Origin of the sequence: Methanothermobacter sp. CaT2, from assembly GCF_000828575.1 — an archaeon.
GTDB lineage: Archaea > Methanobacteriota > Methanobacteria > Methanobacteriales > Methanothermobacteraceae > Methanothermobacter.
On record NZ_AP011952.1, the window covers coordinates 1233711 to 1248158 of the forward strand.

12 protein-coding genes are annotated in these 14448 nt (G+C 51.7%); 8 read left to right on the plus strand and 4 right to left on the minus strand.

Annotated elements, in window-relative coordinates; translation table 11 throughout:
* Positions 1–11: 11 nt before the first annotated feature.
* Positions 12–2390 carry an OB-fold nucleic acid binding domain-containing protein gene (locus MTCT_RS06425; RefSeq protein WP_048175937.1) on the minus strand — a complete coding sequence of 793 codons (2379 nt, stop codon included), beginning with the start codon at positions 2388–2390 and terminating at the stop codon, positions 12–14.
* Between the two features lie 303 nt (positions 2391–2693).
* On the opposite strand from MTCT_RS06425, the gene hacA reads away from it, so the two are divergent.
* The 6 genes from hacA (at position 2694) to mmp11 (ending at position 8105) form a co-directional block, all read left to right on the plus strand.
* Complete coding sequence (gene hacA / locus MTCT_RS06430; RefSeq protein WP_048175939.1) at positions 2694–3953, plus strand: homoaconitase large subunit; 1260 nt, start codon at positions 2694–2696, stop codon at positions 3951–3953.
* Positions 3954–3964: 11 nt separating this feature from the next.
* Positions 3965–4453, plus strand: a complete 489-nt coding sequence (locus MTCT_RS06435; protein ID WP_010876999.1) for a 3-isopropylmalate dehydratase small subunit — start codon at positions 3965–3967, stop codon at positions 4451–4453.
* Between the two features lie 5 nt (positions 4454–4458).
* Positions 4459–5439: a 3-isopropylmalate dehydrogenase gene (locus tag MTCT_RS06440; protein WP_048175940.1), complete on the plus strand. Its 981-nt coding sequence runs from the start codon at positions 4459–4461 to the stop codon at positions 5437–5439.
* A gap of 5 nt (positions 5440–5444) precedes the next feature.
* A complete protein-coding gene (locus MTCT_RS06445; RefSeq protein WP_048061297.1) occupies positions 5445–6638 on the plus strand; it encodes a cysteine desulfurase in 1194 nt (397 codons plus the stop codon).
* A 98-nt stretch (positions 6639–6736) separates the two neighbouring features.
* Positions 6737–7156, plus strand: a complete 420-nt coding sequence (gene ribH / locus MTCT_RS06450; RefSeq protein ID WP_010877002.1) for a 6,7-dimethyl-8-ribityllumazine synthase — start codon at positions 6737–6739, stop codon at positions 7154–7156.
* A 16-nt stretch (positions 7157–7172) separates the two neighbouring features.
* Positions 7173–8105, plus strand: a complete 933-nt coding sequence (gene mmp11 / locus MTCT_RS06455; RefSeq protein WP_010877003.1) for a methanogenesis marker protein 11 — start codon at positions 7173–7175, stop codon at positions 8103–8105.
* Between the two features lie 74 nt (positions 8106–8179).
* On the opposite strand, the gene MTCT_RS06460 is transcribed toward mmp11, so the two are convergent.
* Positions 8180–9874, minus strand: coding sequence for a glycosyltransferase (locus MTCT_RS06460; protein ID WP_048175942.1), 1695 nt, complete (start codon positions 9872–9874; stop codon positions 8180–8182).
* Positions 9875–10027: 153 nt separating this feature from the next.
* On the opposite strand from MTCT_RS06460, the gene purE reads away from it, so the two are divergent.
* Positions 10028–11032, plus strand: a complete 1005-nt coding sequence (purE, locus tag MTCT_RS06465; protein ID WP_048175943.1) for a 5-(carboxyamino)imidazole ribonucleotide mutase — start codon at positions 10028–10030, stop codon at positions 11030–11032.
* A gap of 57 nt (positions 11033–11089) precedes the next feature.
* Positions 11090–12361, plus strand: coding sequence for a UbiD family decarboxylase (locus tag MTCT_RS06470; protein WP_010877006.1), 1272 nt, complete (start codon positions 11090–11092; stop codon positions 12359–12361).
* Between the two features lie 72 nt (positions 12362–12433).
* Here MTCT_RS06470 and amrS read toward each other — a convergent pair whose 3' ends face one another.
* Complete coding sequence (gene amrS, locus MTCT_RS06475; RefSeq protein ID WP_048175945.1) at positions 12434–13441, minus strand: AmmeMemoRadiSam system radical SAM enzyme; 1008 nt, start codon at positions 13439–13441, stop codon at positions 12434–12436.
* Positions 13442–13451: 10 nt separating this feature from the next.
* The gene (gene thiL / locus MTCT_RS06480) at positions 13452–14435 is read right to left on the minus strand and encodes a thiamine-phosphate kinase (protein ID WP_010877008.1); all 984 of its coding nucleotides are present in this window, start codon (positions 14433–14435) and stop codon (positions 13452–13454) included.
* Positions 14436–14448: the final 13 nt, after the last annotated feature.

The following is a 14448-nucleotide window of genomic DNA, read 5'->3' on the forward strand; positions in this document are numbered from 1 at the left end:
TCGTCGGTAAATTAAAGTTCCTTCTTTACGACCTTTCTGGGTATGAACCTTAGCTCCTCGCTGTAAACATCCATATCTGCATTGCCAATAACCCTCACGGTTACTCCATTCAGATCCTCCACACGTTCTTCAAGTGCAGATTCATCTGCAGACTGGTTGATAATGTTCACAACCTCATCTGTTGTCATTTCAAGGATACTCTCAGCCTCCCTTCCAAAGAAGGTTATCATGACCTCACCTGTGTCGTCCATGATCCTCCCGGGGATCATGAGGAGGTAGCGTGGTTCATCCACCAGTTCCCCGCAGAAGTTGCATATGTTCTCGTCACTGAGATCAAGCCTCTCCTTGCAGGATGGGCACTTTATGGAGAGAATCCGTCTTCCTGACATCTCGGTCAGCTCACCCTCTATGAGGACGTTCCTTGAATCCTCATCCAGATCCGCAATATCACGGTGGGGATAGAGCATCTCCTGGAGTTCATCGAAGGATGGGAGAGCCTCAAGGTCCCTCTCGCTGGCCGGTTCAATCCTTGAACTGTTTCCTATGCTGAGTTCAAGTCTTCCACCACCCATATCATCCCTGAAAACCACCCTGGGATTTTCTATCTTGACGGGGTCCCCTATGCTCAGGGGTTTCTCAGCAGCATCGTCCCAGAGGCTGGCCCTTATTGATCCCGTGTCATCAGCGAATTCAGCTGTCCTCACAAGTCCGGGGGTGCCGTCACCCCTCTGGAACTCCCTGGGTTCAAAGAGGTCAACGACCCTTGCAATTATCCTTATGTTCCTGTCGTCCTCCTCGAGGTCGGCTATTTTCTTTGTCTGGTAGAGCATCTCCTCAAGTTCCTCAAAGGATGGAAGGTCCTCCATGTCCTCTGGCAGGGGTTTCACTATCCTTGTTGTTCGTCCGGCGCTGAGTTCCACGCTGTAGAGTCCAAGCCTTATGCGTGCGTTTTCTATTCTGACTGCGTCGCCGATATTCATTGGTCTCTCGGCCTTTTCATCCCAGAGACTGACCCTTATCTTGCCTGTCTCATCGGCAAGTTCCATTGACCTCACGATTCCGGTCCCGTCTTCCCTCTCAAATTCGCGGGGGTCACTGAGGCTGAAGATCCTTCCAACGACATCGACATCCTCTCCCTCATCCTCCATTTCAAGTATCTCAGATATCTTCATTGGCCTCATCTGTTCCCTGTACTCCTCAAGGACCTTCAGCAGTGCACCGTCGGATTCAGGGTTGAGGGTGATGCGGGTGTTGAAGTTCGTGTTTATCCTGTAGGACTGGTTGAAGTCATCGAACTCGACATTGGCCCCTGATATCCTGATGATATCCCCCTTGTTGATTTTGATGCGTGTATCCTCATCCCAGAGGGTTACCCTTGCAGATCCCGTGTCATCGGCTATCTCAATGGACTTCACAGAACCTGTTGTGCCGTCGTTTCTCTCAAATTCTACCGGGTCATTGACCTTTGTCACAAGGCCCATCACAGTGACGTTTCTCATCTCATGGAGGTCCCCTATCTTCACGAGCTCCTCCCTGAATTCAGGTACATCGTATTCACCCGGCACCACCCTTGTGAGGCTGGTGTGGGTGAGGGTAACCTTATCGTCCCTTCTCCTGGTCTGGGCCCAGAGTATCTTCACTGCATCACCCTCCTTCAGTCCCAGTTCCTCAACTAGGTTTACGTCATTGTTCCAGAGGGTGTAGGTCGTTGAACCCGTTGCATCCATGATGTCCAGGGAGATGAACCTTCCCTCCCTTCCGTCCCTCTCAAAGGTCCTTACACGGGATACTCCTGTGATCCTCGCTATGACACTGACCTCATCATCCTCCACCAGATCTCCTATCGGGGTTATCTCCTCACGGTACTCAGGGAAGTCAGGGTAGTCCTCGGGGTCAAGGACCTCCACGGTGGATCTTGGCATGAGGTGGGCCTCCTTCCTGCCACCGAATCCTCCCCTTATGTTAACATCCTTTATCCTTATCACATCGCCCTCCCTGAATTTCTTGAGGAGCTTGATGTTCTCTGTCCAGAACACTGCCCTGAGTTCACCTGTATCATCTGCGATTATCACGTTGGCGAGTTTCCCCTCCCTTCCCTTCCTGGTGGTGAAGGTCCTGGGGCTTGATATCTTCATGACCCTCCCTGTCACAGGGGTTTCGGCTCCCTCCTCAAGCTTGGATATTGTGTCCATCCTGTGTTCGGGTTTCTCGGATAGCATGGTGTTTTTTTCCTTCAGGATATCATCAACGACTGTCGATGCAATGGTAAGGTCGTCCATGAATCCTATGTCCCCTAATTCCTCTTTCTTTTTTTCTATGAGTTCCTCAAATTCCTCAGGGGAGATCCTGTCCTTAATTCTTTCATATTCCCTCTTCAATTCTTCCTTCATTTGGGTCCCTCACTTGATTAATAATATCACGCCCCGTCTATAAAAGACTTGGTGAGCTCCTGGAAACTAATAAGTTATTACTATATATTTAAATCTTATTATCAAAGTATTTATAGGGCCGGGTGAAAATATAGATGTAAAATTCAGACGAGGTTTTCAGTATGAAGGCGAAAGACAGTTATCCAGTGAACATATGGGGACATCAGAAGGTTAAAGAGGCTCTAATTTTCACAGACTGCCCCATGGACCACTTGCTGGAACCTTTATGAACCCTTCAATTATTCTGCTAAAGGAGGATAGAAGATGTCTATGACTGTTTCTGAGAAGATACTTGCCAGGGCTTCAGGTAAGGATAGGGTGGAAGCCGGTGAAATAGTTATGGCGGATATAGATGTTGCGATGACCCATGACCTCACAGGTCCCCTGTCGGTTGAGTCCTTCAGGGCCATAGGTGAGGATAGGGTCTGGGACCCTGAAAAAATCGTTGTGATATTCGATCACCAGGTCCCTGCAGACTCCATTGAAGCCGCCCAGAACCACATGATAATGAGGGACTTCGTAGAGGAGCAGGGAATACGGAACTTCTATGATGTCCGTGAAGGCGTCTGCCACCAGGTGCTCCCTGAGAAGGGCCATGTTGTGCCCGGTGAGGTCGTGGTGGGTACAGACTCCCACACCTGCACCCATGGGGCCCTCGGAGCCTTCGCAACAGGTATAGGTTCAACAGATATGGCCATGGTATTTGCAACGGGAAAACTTTGGTTCAGGGTCCCTGAAACCCTGAGATTTGATGTGAGGGGAAAACTCAGGGAGCACGTCTATGCAAAGGACGTCATACTGAACATAATAGGGAGGGTTGGTGCCGATGGCGCAACCTACATGGCCTGTGAATTTGCAGGTGAAACCGTTGCAGAAATGAGTGTATTCGACCGTATGGTCCTCTCAAATATGGCAATAGAGATGGGTGGTAAGACAGGAATCGTGGAACCTGACGAAAAAACCCTGAACTATGTCAGGAGGAGGTCAGGTAAACCCTGGAGGGTCTTCAAAACCGACCCTGACGCTCCATCCCTCAGTGTCATGGAGGTCGACGTGAGTGACCTTGAACCCCAGGTCGCCTGTCCACACAATGTGGACAATGTGAAACCCGTCACCGAGGTGGAGGGGACAGAGATAGACCAGGTCTTCCTTGGTTCATGCACAAATGGAAGGCTCAGTGACCTCAGGGACGCTGCCGCCATACTGAAGAACCGGAAGGTCTCAGACAGTGTCAGGATGCTCGTCATACCTGCCTCCAGGGAGGTCTACCGCAGGGCCCTTGACGAGGGCCTGATTGAGATATTCGTGGATGCAGGAGCCCTGGTATGCAACCCCTGCTGCGGCCCCTGCCTCGGAGGACACGTTGGACTGGTCGGACCAGGGGAGGTGAGCCTCTCAACCTCAAACAGGAACTTCAGGGGGAGGCAGGGAAGCCCCGAAGCAGAGGTCTACCTCTCCTCAGCAGCCGTGGCAGCAGCATCTGCAGTGAAGGGCAGCATAACCCACCCTGGGAGTCTGAAGTAGAGGTGATGGTAATGAAAGGAAAGGTTTGGAAGTTCCCGGACGACGTGGACACTGACATAATCATACCCGGAAGGTACCTTGTAATGAGGGACCCTGAGAAGCTGAGGGAACACGTGATGGAGGGTCTGGACCCTGAATTCCCGTCAAAGGTGAAACCCGGTGACTTCATCGTCGCCGGAAAAAACTTCGGGTGCGGTTCATCCAGGGAGCACGCCCCCCTGGCCCTGAAGGGTGCCGGGATAGCCGCGGTAATCGCAGAGTCCTTTGCAAGGATATTCTACAGGAACGCCATAAACGTTGGAATACCCCTCCTTGAGGCCCCGGGGATAACAGAGAAACTCAATGAGGGTGATGAGATAGAGGTGGACCTCGATAGGGGTGTTATAATAAGGGGGGATGATGAATTCCCCTTCAAGAAACTACCGGACTTCATGGTTGAGATACTCGAGAAGGGTGGCCTTATACCCTACCTCAAGAAAAAGGGAGACTTTAAAGGGTGAAATCAATGAAGATAGCAGTCATACCCGGTGATGGAATCGGAGTGGAGGTGATGGAGGCAGCCCTCCACATCCTGAACACCCTTGACCTTGACCTTGAATTCATACATGCAGATGCCGGTGATGCCTGCCTTAAAAGGACAGGGGCGGCACTGCCAGAGGAGACCCTTGAAGCCGTGGGTGAAGCCAGGGCAACCCTCTTCGGGGCGGCGGGTGAAAGCGCAGCTGACGTTATAGTCCGTCTGAGGCGTGAATTTGATCTTTTTGCGAATTTGAGACCGGTCAAGTCCCTGCCAGGTGTCCCCTGCCTCTACCCGGACCTTGACTTTGTTATTGTGCGGGAGAACACCGAGGACCTCTATGTCGGTGACGAGGAATACACCCCCGATGGCGCCGTTGCAAAAAGAATCATAACAAGAACCGCCTCCAGGAGAATCAGCCAATTCGCCTTCCAGTACGCCCAGAAAGAGGGCATGCAAAAGGTAACAGCAGTCCACAAGGCCAACGTGCTCAAAAAAACCGACGGAATCTTCAGAGACGAATTCTATAAAGTGGCATCAGAATACCCCCAGATGGAGGCCAATGACTACTACGTTGACGCCACAGCAATGTACCTCATAACCCAGCCCCAGGAATTCCAGACCATCGTCACAACCAACCTATTCGGAGACATACTATCAGACGAAGCCGCAGGACTCATCGGAGGACTCGGACTCGCACCATCAGCAAACATAGGAGAAAAAAACGCACTATTCGAACCAGTGCACGGATCAGCACCCCAAATCGCAGGAAAAAACATAGCCAACCCCACAGCCATGATACTAACAACCACACTAATGCTAAAACACCTCAACAAAAAACAAGAAGCCCAAAAAATAGAAAAAGCACTCCAAAAAACCCTTGCAGAGGGTCTTGTGACACCGGACCTCGGTGGGAAGCTTGGCACCATGGAGATGGCTGCCGAGATAGCCAGACACCTGGAGGATTGATATTCATGCGTACAGAGGACGTCAGGAGAGACATACCCCTCCTCAGGGATCATGTCTACCTCGACGCTGCCAGCACAACCCCCACTCCACTCCCGGTTGTCAGGGCCATGACAGAATACTTTAAGGAATACAATGCCAACACCGGGAGGGGGGCCTACTCCCTGGTGCTAAGGGCCACCAGGAAACTCCAGGAGGCCAGGGAGAAGGTGGCTGGGTTCATAAACGCCTCCAGTGATGAGATAGTATTCACCAAGAACACCTCTGAGGCCATCAACATCGTGGCGGGGGGACTCAGGTTCAGGAAGGGGGACTCAGTTGTTGTGCCAAACATCGAACACCACTCCAACTTCCTCCCCTGGCTGAGGCTCCGTGAGAGGGGAGTTGATGTGAGGGTGGTGAAGGCAGATGAAGGGGGAGTGGTGGACCCCGGCAGAATAGAGGACGCCGTTGATGAGACCACAAGGCTCGTCACCGTGACCCACATCTCCAATGCCCTCGGTACGGTGCAGGACGTGAAGGAGATAGGGAGGATAGCCCATGACGTGGGGGCCCTCTACCTGGTTGATGCCGCCCAGTCGATAGGCCACATGGAGGTTGATGTGAGGGCCATTGGGGCTGACTTCGCAGCATTCCCTGGACACAAGGGGACCCTGGGACCTGTTGGCACGGGATTCCTCTACTGCAGCACTGATGTCCAGGGAGAACTTGAACCCCTGATGCTGGGGGGAGGTACGGTGCTTGATGTCTCAGAGGACGGATATGTGCTCGAGGACTTCCCGGCGAAGTTTGAGGCCGGCACCCTCAACATTGCAGGATTCATAGGCCTCGGTGCCTCAATAGACTACATGAACAGGATAGGAATCAGGAGGATCCAGAAACATGGCATGAAGATGACAGAGGAACTCCACGCTACCGTTTCATCCATCGATGGTATTGAATGCTATGGTGACCCCCAAAATATTTATGGTATCCTCTCCTTCAACATAAATAACATGGACCCCCACGACGTTGCAAAGATTCTTGACGAAACCGCCGGGATCTGTGTTAGAAGTGGTCACCACTGCGCTATACCTGCAATGAAGCACCTGGCGCTCCATGAAACCGGCGGCACCGTCAGGGCATCCATACACTACTACAACACATCAGAGGAAATCCAGCTCCTCGGAGAGACCCTCGAGGAAATAGCAGGGATGGGGTGATTTAATGAATAAGGCACAGGCAATAGCATTACTGATAGTGATAATAATGGTCCTGAGTACCATTGCAGGTGCACTTGTACTCTAAATGGAGGTATTGAATGAAAAAAGTCAGGATAGGGGCTGTTGTAGCTGAGTTTAACTATGACATAACCCATATGATGCTGGAACTTGCAAAGGAACATGCCAGATTCCTTGATGCAGAGATAACCAGGGTGATTGCTGTACCCGGCGTGTTTGACATGCCACTTGCAGTGAAGAAACTCCTTCTGGAAGATGAGATAGACGCCGTGATAACCCTAGGGGCGGTCATCGAGGGAGCCACCGACCATGACCAGATAGTCGTGCAGCACGCCTCACGTAAAATAGCCGACCTGGCCCTTGATTATGACAAGCCCGTGGCCCTCGGAATATCAGGACCCGGAATGACGAGGCTCGAGGCCCACCAGCGCGTTGACTACGCCAAGAGGGCTGTTGAGGCAGCTGTTAAAATGTACAGAAGACTTAAAGAGGATATTTAGTTTCCGGGGAGCTTCCATGGAAATACTCAGGCCATCTGACCTGAAGGAGAGGTTCCAGGACCCCTGGATCTCACCATACCGGAAGGTCCTCACAATGGTGGACAGGGACATGGTTGAGATCCTGGAGTACCACCCCTGCGTTTCAGGGTCAGAGTGGATGATATACCAGTACCAGAGATCCAGCAGACTCATAGAGAGGGCCCGGAGAGACGGTAACAGGCACAGCTACCTTGCACGTACAGGTAAAGCTCCTATAGAACTCCAGGCCAGCCTTAACGCCGCTGGAATAGAGGAGGTGGCGGTTGAGGGTGATGAGGTCCGTGTTGTGCATGCAGGCCTTGCAGGTGCAGGTGTCGGCGCCGCCATGTGCCGGGGCATGGCTGAGGGTGTTAAGAGGATAGAACTCTACGAGGTCGGTGGTGGTTCAAAGCCGGGCCGGGCCGCTGTTATAACCCCCCGCCTTGAGAAGGTTGTTATCGGGATAGATGACACAGACACGCCAGAGAGCGGGGCCACCTGGACCCTTGCAAACAATATAGGACTGGAGGCCAGAAAACAGGGTTTTGAGTACATCGACCATGTCACGGTACAGCTCTACCCCCACAACCCACACAAGACACAGAACTGTGTGTCGGTTGCCCTTGCATTTGCAGTCAGACCCGGTGAAGCAGATAAACTGGTTGCCCTGGTAAGGGACCTCCTCAGGGATAACACCCTCTCAGATAAGACAGCCATGGCAGTCCTGAGGGGTATAGTGGTGCCTGAAAAACTGAGGGAGTACTCTGCAAAATCCAAGAGGACCCTCATGGAAGTGGAGGAAGCCGAAGGGGTTGCCAGGGAACTTGGCGTGGAGCTAATCGAGGTTACCGGTTCTCAGGGCAAGATAGGGGCCCTTGCAGCCCTTGGACTCTACGATGATCCGGAGGAGGCCGCCAGGGTCTACTACTAGTACGGAATAAATCCATGCTACTTATGGGGCTCTTCAGAGGCATCCAGGTGGGCTAGGGAACTCAGACCACCTGATCAGAGCCATACATTCAGGAACCTGCCCTCAGAGGATTTAGCAAAGCGCATATCATCCATGGCCCCGCTCCGGACCTCAATTTTTATTACATGAGCTCCCCAGTAAATCCTGTGATCGGTGTCCTTGCCCCTGAATATTATCCTGCCCGCGGCAACACCATCCACGTAAACTGTGTAGGTCCCATTCTCCATTGCCCCTGTGGTGCGGGCAACCATCCTGTCATCCAGATAGACCCGGACCTCTGCCCCCGGTGAATCATCATCCTGGATTATGATGCCATTGTAGACCGTCAGATTTGAGTCTGAGATGTTTCTCAGTGCATAGACATTGCTGAACACCTTGCGGAGGTTCCCGTCCTGGATAACATCACCCACATTGAGCCCCAGGGCGTTCCTTGCCCCGGATGGTACCCTCATTATGTTGGTTTCGCCTTCCCGTGTCCTGTTAAGTGTATAGGCCTCTCCGGCCAGGAATATGCGGTCGCCGTAATTGAGGTCAAGGGTGTTTATGGCCTCCTCAGGAATTCTTATTGAATTATTTTCATTTTCAAGGGCACTGTCAACTCTGTAGGGTCCCCTGACATCGAATGTCCTGTTTTCATTGCTCTTCTTCCATATTATAAGGTTTCCAGATGTTGGCTCAATGGATATTTTCCCGTCGTCCACCTCCACGGCTCCAAGGAGGGTTGATATCATTGCAATGAGTATGAGGGCAGATATGAGTATGGGGAAGTGCATGTAGATGAAGGACCTCACTGTCTGAAGCTTACCTGCTGAACGCCTGAAAACATAGATGGATCTCCTGATGAGCCTTAAAAAATAGTAGACCGCCATTATAAATCCTGTGAGGGATATTATGACACCCAGGACTGCTGGTATGGCCCTTATGAAAAATATGCTGAAGACCCCAAGGGTTGTGAGTGATAGACCAAGGATGCACATCCTTATTGATTTCCCCATGGAATCCATCATGGTTATTCTGCCGTACTCCAGGGCCCTGTCAACTATTGTCCTAACAACCTCGTTGGCGACGACATTGAGATCCTTCAGGCTCGCCATGTCATGGTGTATGCTCCCGATATCCACCTCCCTCACGGTGAGGCCCAGGACATCGGCGTCCAGTACTATGCCAACATCAACCCCGTAGTCCTCCTCAAATTTCATCTTCTCAAGGGCCGATCTTTTAGCTGCGAACTGTCCGCTCAGGGGCTGTTCAAATTTTATCTCAGGGAAGAAGAACTTAAGAAGGGGTTTGGCTGTTAACTCAGTAACCCTCCCGGCCTTTCTTCTGAATCTGGTCTTTGTGAGGTCGGCCCTCCCCGTTATTATGGGTTTTATCATCCTTTCAATCTTCTCTGTTGTCATGTTCTCAAGGTCAGCGTCGACAAAGACCACTATGTCGCCCCGGGAATGCTTGAAACCTGTTTTTAGGGCTGCCCCCTTTCCGCGGTTGCTTGTATGCCTTATAACAGTGGCGCCTGCATCCTCTGCAGCACCAGCAGTATTATCTGTGGATCCATCATCCACAACGATAACCTCGTCCACCATATCTGATTTTCTGGCTGCTTCAATTACACTTCCAACTGTTTTTTCCTCGTTTAATGCAGGTATAACCACCGATACAGTGTGGCTTTTATCCTTCACTGCTCTGAAAGCGCATAGAAAGAACACAACCATGAGAATGAGCCATGACATCAGTACACCTTCTGATACTCTGTAACTCTCTATTGGTAGAATCCCCTTATATACTGTTATGAAGACCTGTAAATGGTCCCTGCGGGAGGTGCCATCTATTAAATATGACCTCCGATAGATTCTCTATATATAAAGTTAAAGGTGAATCTCCAGATGAAGCCCAGAGTGATGATACTCCTTGGAAGTGCATCTGATTTCAGGATAGCCGAAAAGGCAATGGAAATCTTTGAGGAACTCAGGATACCCTATGACCTGAGGGTTGCCTCAGCCCACAGGACACATGAAAAGGTAAAGGCAATAGTCTCAGAGGCCGTGAAGGCGGGTGTTGAGGTATTCATAGGAATAGCAGGGTTATCAGCCCATCTTCCAGGCATGATATCTGCAAACACCCACAGACCCGTCATAGGGGTCCCTGTTGACGTTAAACTTGGAGGGCTCGACGCCCTCTTTGCATGTTCACAGATGCCCTTCCCTGCCCCCGTCGCCACTGTGGGGGTAGACAGGGGAGAAAACGCCGCAATACTCGCTGCCCAGATAATAGGGATAGGAGATCCCGGGGTAAGGGAAAGGGTTGCAGATCTAAGGAGAGGTTTCTATGAACGCGTGCGGAGAGATGAATGTCAGGTGCTCAACAGCATAGAGGGGTCCTACTATGCACCCCTGGAGGTTGAAATGCCTCCCATGGGTGATAAGGTCCCGTCAGATTCCCAGGATGACCCCATGGTATCTGTGATACCTGGCAGCTACTCTGACATGAAGATAGCCAAGAAGACCACCATGTTCCTCGAAAGGATGGGTATAAGCTATGATCTGAACGTCATATCACCCATAAGGTACCCTGAAAGATTTGAGAGGTACCTTGAGAAGATGGAGAACGTGAAGCTCTTCATAGCCATAAGCGGCCTCTCTGCACATGTTACGGGTGCTGTTGTTGCCCTCAGCGACAGGCCGGTGATAGGGGTTCCCTGCCCCCTCAAGATGAACGGCTGGGACTCACTCCTCTCAATGATCAACATGCCGCCGGGTGTACCTGTTGGAACGGTGGGGGTAGGTAACGGTGGTAACGCCGCAATACTGGCTGCTGAAATGCTTGGAATATACGATGAAAAGATAGAATCGAGGATAAAGAGGATAAAGAGCCGTTCCGTTAAGTTCTAAATATGAAAAATGGAGATCAGGATAAAGAGCCGTTCCATAACTTCTGATGGTGATTGAATGAGAAACTTTCTTGATAAAATCGGCGAGGAGGCCCTGGTGGTTGAGGATGAGGTATCAACCAGTTTCGAGGCTGCCAGCATACTCAGAGAGCATCCAAGGGACCTTGTTATACTCAAAAACCTGAAGGAATCCGATATACCCGTCATATCAGGGCTCTGCAATACCCGGGAGAAGATAGCCCTCTCCCTGAACTGCAGGGTCCATGAGATAACCCACAGGATCGTTGAGGCCATGGAAAACCCCACCCCAATCAGTAGCGTGGGGGGACTGGATGGTTACAGATCAGGGAGGGCTGACCTCTCAGAGCTCCCCATCCTCAGGCACTACAGGAGGGATGGTGGACCCTACATAACTGCAGGGGTCATATTTGCCAGGGACCCTGATACAGGGGTGAGGAACGCCTCAATTCACAGGATGATGGTCATCGGTGATGACAGGCTGGCTGTCCGCATAGTACCCAGGCACCTCTACACCTACCTCCAGAAGGCTGAGGAGAGGGGTGAGGACCTTGAAATAGCCATAGCCATAGGTATGGACCCTGCAACGCTCCTTGCCACCACCACCTCCATACCCATCGATGCAGATGAGATGGAGGTGGCGAACACCTTCCATGAAGGTGAACTGGAACTTGTCAGATGTGAGGGAGTCGACATGGAGGTCCCCCCTGCAGAGATAATCCTTGAGGGACGTATACTCTGTGGTGTGAGGGAGAGGGAGGGCCCCTTTGTTGATCTGACAGACACCTATGATGTTGTAAGGGATGAACCTGTTATCTCCCTTGAAAGGATGCATATCAGGAAGGATGCAATGTACCACGCCATTCTGCCAGCCGGCTTTGAGCACCGTCTCCTTCAGGGTCTCCCCCAGGAGCCAAGGATATACAGGGCCGTTAAGAATACAGTCCCCACTGTAAGGAACGTTGTTCTGACGGAGGGTGGGTGCTGCTGGCTCCACGCCGCTGTATCAATTAAAAAACAGACTGAAGGTGATGGTAAGAACGTTATAATGGCTGCCCTTGCAGCACACCCCTCCCTGAAGCATGTCGTGGTTGTGGATGAGGATATAGACGTCCTTGACCCTGAGGAAATTGAATATGCCATTGCAACCAGGGTTAAGGGTGATGATGACATCCTCATAGTTCCAGGGGCCAGGGGTTCATCCCTTGATCCTGCAGCACTGCCTGATGGCACCACCACCAAGGTTGGTGTCGATGCAACCGCGCCCCTTGCTTCAGCTGAAAAATTCCAGAGGGTCAGCAGGTCAGAGTAACCGGGGCCTCAACCCCCTTTTCCTTAAGCTATAAATCCATGGTTAAACATCATCATTCGCTTGAATCTTAATTCAGTCAGTAACAACATCAATTTTGGAGTTGCAGGATCTGCATCTGCCATCAGCGAGTCCAGAGGTATCTGTGATGTAGCCGTTCCTCCTTATAACCACCTCCCCGCAGGACGGACAGTAGGTGTTCTCTGCATCGGTGCCTGGCAGGTTACCGACATAGACGTACTTCATTCCAGCCTCAAGTGCCAGGTCCCTCGCCCTCATAAGCCTGTCAGTTCCTGTGGGTGGCACGTCCTGCATCCTGTAATGTGGGAAGAACCGCGTGAAGTGCAGCGGGACCCTAACTCCGACCTCAGAGACCATGAAGTTTATGAGGGCCATTATATCATCATCTGAGTCATTGTATCCTGGTATGAGGAGGTTTGTTACCTCAATGTGGATACCCATATCATGCATCCTTATGATGTTCTCAAGCACTGGCCCGGGTTTTGCATCACAGAGTTCCCTGTAGAAGGTCTCTGACATTCCCTTGAGGTCAACGTTTGCAGCGTCCAGGAGGGGGCCCAGTATGTCAAGCGCCTCCCTGCTCATGTACCCATTAGTCACATAGACCGTCGAGAGACCCTCGGCCCTTGCAAGTTCCGCTGAGTCAAGGGTGTATTCAAGCCACATGGTGGGTTCATTGTAGGTCCAGGCTATGGACCTGCAGCTGGCGCTGAGGGCATTTTCAACTGCCTCCTCCGGTGAAATGTATCTTGTGGGGAATTCGTCTATCCTGGCCTGGGATATGCTCCAGTTCTGACAGTACCTGCACCTGAAGTTACAGCCCACACTTCCAAGTGAATATGCAAGGGTCCCTGGATGGAAGTGAAAGAGAGGTTTCTTCTCTATGGGGTCAACGGCTGCCGATGACACCTCCCCATAGGTGAGTGAGTATATCCTGCCGTCCCTGTTCTCACGGGTGAGACAGTAGCCCCTCCCACCTTCAGGTATCAGGCACTTCCTGTTACATACCAGGCACCTGAGCCTGTCATCGACCCCTTCATAAAGTATGGCTTCCTTCCTCATGGCATACCCCCTAGCCGGGGCTGAGATGTTCATAGCCCCTCACATGAAGTTTATATGTAACTCCATCCTTATCAACCATTTCAATTCCACCTCCAACGGTGACCTCACCGATTACATGGAGCTCCATCATGTCAGAGAGTTCTTCCATCCCGGTGGGTGGTGCTGTGAATACCAGTTCAAAGTCCTCTCCATAGTATAGGGCGAGTTCCAGTGGGTCCCTGCCGAGAATGGATGCAATTTCAGGGACCTCCCTGCCCAGGGGCAGCCTATCCTCATATATCCTCATGCCTGTCCCGCTTGCATCCATGAGCTCCCCGAGCTCACTTACAAGGCCATCGGTTATGTCGGTGGCCGAGGATACCAGACCTGATTCTGCAAGGATGAGTCCCTCCTCTATGCGGGCCACCGGTCTGAGGGATCTCTCAACCGCATTTTCAAAGCCCCCTGTATCTCTACCCGAAAGGATGAGTTCTGTCCCTGCTGCACCAACTCCCAGGGGTCCCGTGACAGCCACGAGGTCCCCTGGCCTGGCCCCGGACTTCATGAGGACCATGTCCTTTTCAGCCCGCCCGATGGCTGTTCCTGAGAGTATTATCTCATCGGCCTCGTTTGTGTCCCCTCCGATGAGTGGAGCCTGGTAGTGGCAGCATGCCTCTATCACGCCATCCATGAGGGAGTCAAAGAATTCCAGTTCAAGGTCGGGTAGGGCCACCGAAAGGATGAATCCTTCAGGTCTAGAGCCCATTGCAGCAAGGTCGCTCATGTTAACAGTGACTGTCTTCCAGCCCATGTCCCGTGGCCTTTCAGGGTCAGGGAAGTGTCTGGTCTCAAGGAGGAGGTCAGAGGTTAGTACCAGGAACTCTTCCCCTGCATCAATGAGGGCTGCGTCGTCCCCGAGGCCCATGACCTCTGATGATCCGAAAACTGATCTTGCTCTGGATATTATCCTGGATATGAGCTTTTTTTCTCCAAGGGAGGATATTCTATCATGCATTTTATCAAAAATA

Bases quoted from the DNA above. Each gene is read 5' to 3' on its own strand.
- MTCT_RS06425 (WP_048175937.1), bottom strand. From the start codon at position 2,390: ATGAAGGAAGAATTGAAGAGGGAATATGAAAGAATTAAGGACAGGATC.
- hacA (WP_048175939.1), top strand. From the start codon at position 2,694: ATGTCTATGACTGTTTCTGAGAAGATACTTGCCAGGGCTTCAGGTAAG.
- MTCT_RS06435 (WP_010876999.1), top strand. From the start codon at position 3,965: ATGAAAGGAAAGGTTTGGAAGTTCCCGGACGACGTGGACACTGACATA.
- MTCT_RS06440 (WP_048175940.1), top strand. From the start codon at position 4,459: ATGAAGATAGCAGTCATACCCGGTGATGGAATCGGAGTGGAGGTGATG.
- MTCT_RS06445 (WP_048061297.1), top strand. From the start codon at position 5,445: ATGCGTACAGAGGACGTCAGGAGAGACATACCCCTCCTCAGGGATCAT.
- ribH (WP_010877002.1), top strand. From the start codon at position 6,737: ATGAAAAAAGTCAGGATAGGGGCTGTTGTAGCTGAGTTTAACTATGAC.
- mmp11 (WP_010877003.1), top strand. From the start codon at position 7,173: ATGGAAATACTCAGGCCATCTGACCTGAAGGAGAGGTTCCAGGACCCC.
- MTCT_RS06460 (WP_048175942.1), bottom strand. From the start codon at position 9,874: ATGTCATGGCTCATTCTCATGGTTGTGTTCTTTCTATGCGCTTTCAGA.
- purE (WP_048175943.1), top strand. From the start codon at position 10,028: ATGAAGCCCAGAGTGATGATACTCCTTGGAAGTGCATCTGATTTCAGG.
- MTCT_RS06470 (WP_010877006.1), top strand. From the start codon at position 11,090: ATGAGAAACTTTCTTGATAAAATCGGCGAGGAGGCCCTGGTGGTTGAG.
- amrS (WP_048175945.1), bottom strand. From the start codon at position 13,441: ATGAGGAAGGAAGCCATACTTTATGAAGGGGTCGATGACAGGCTCAGG.
- thiL (WP_010877008.1), bottom strand. From the start codon at position 14,435: ATGCATGATAGAATATCCTCCCTTGGAGAAAAAAAGCTCATATCCAGG.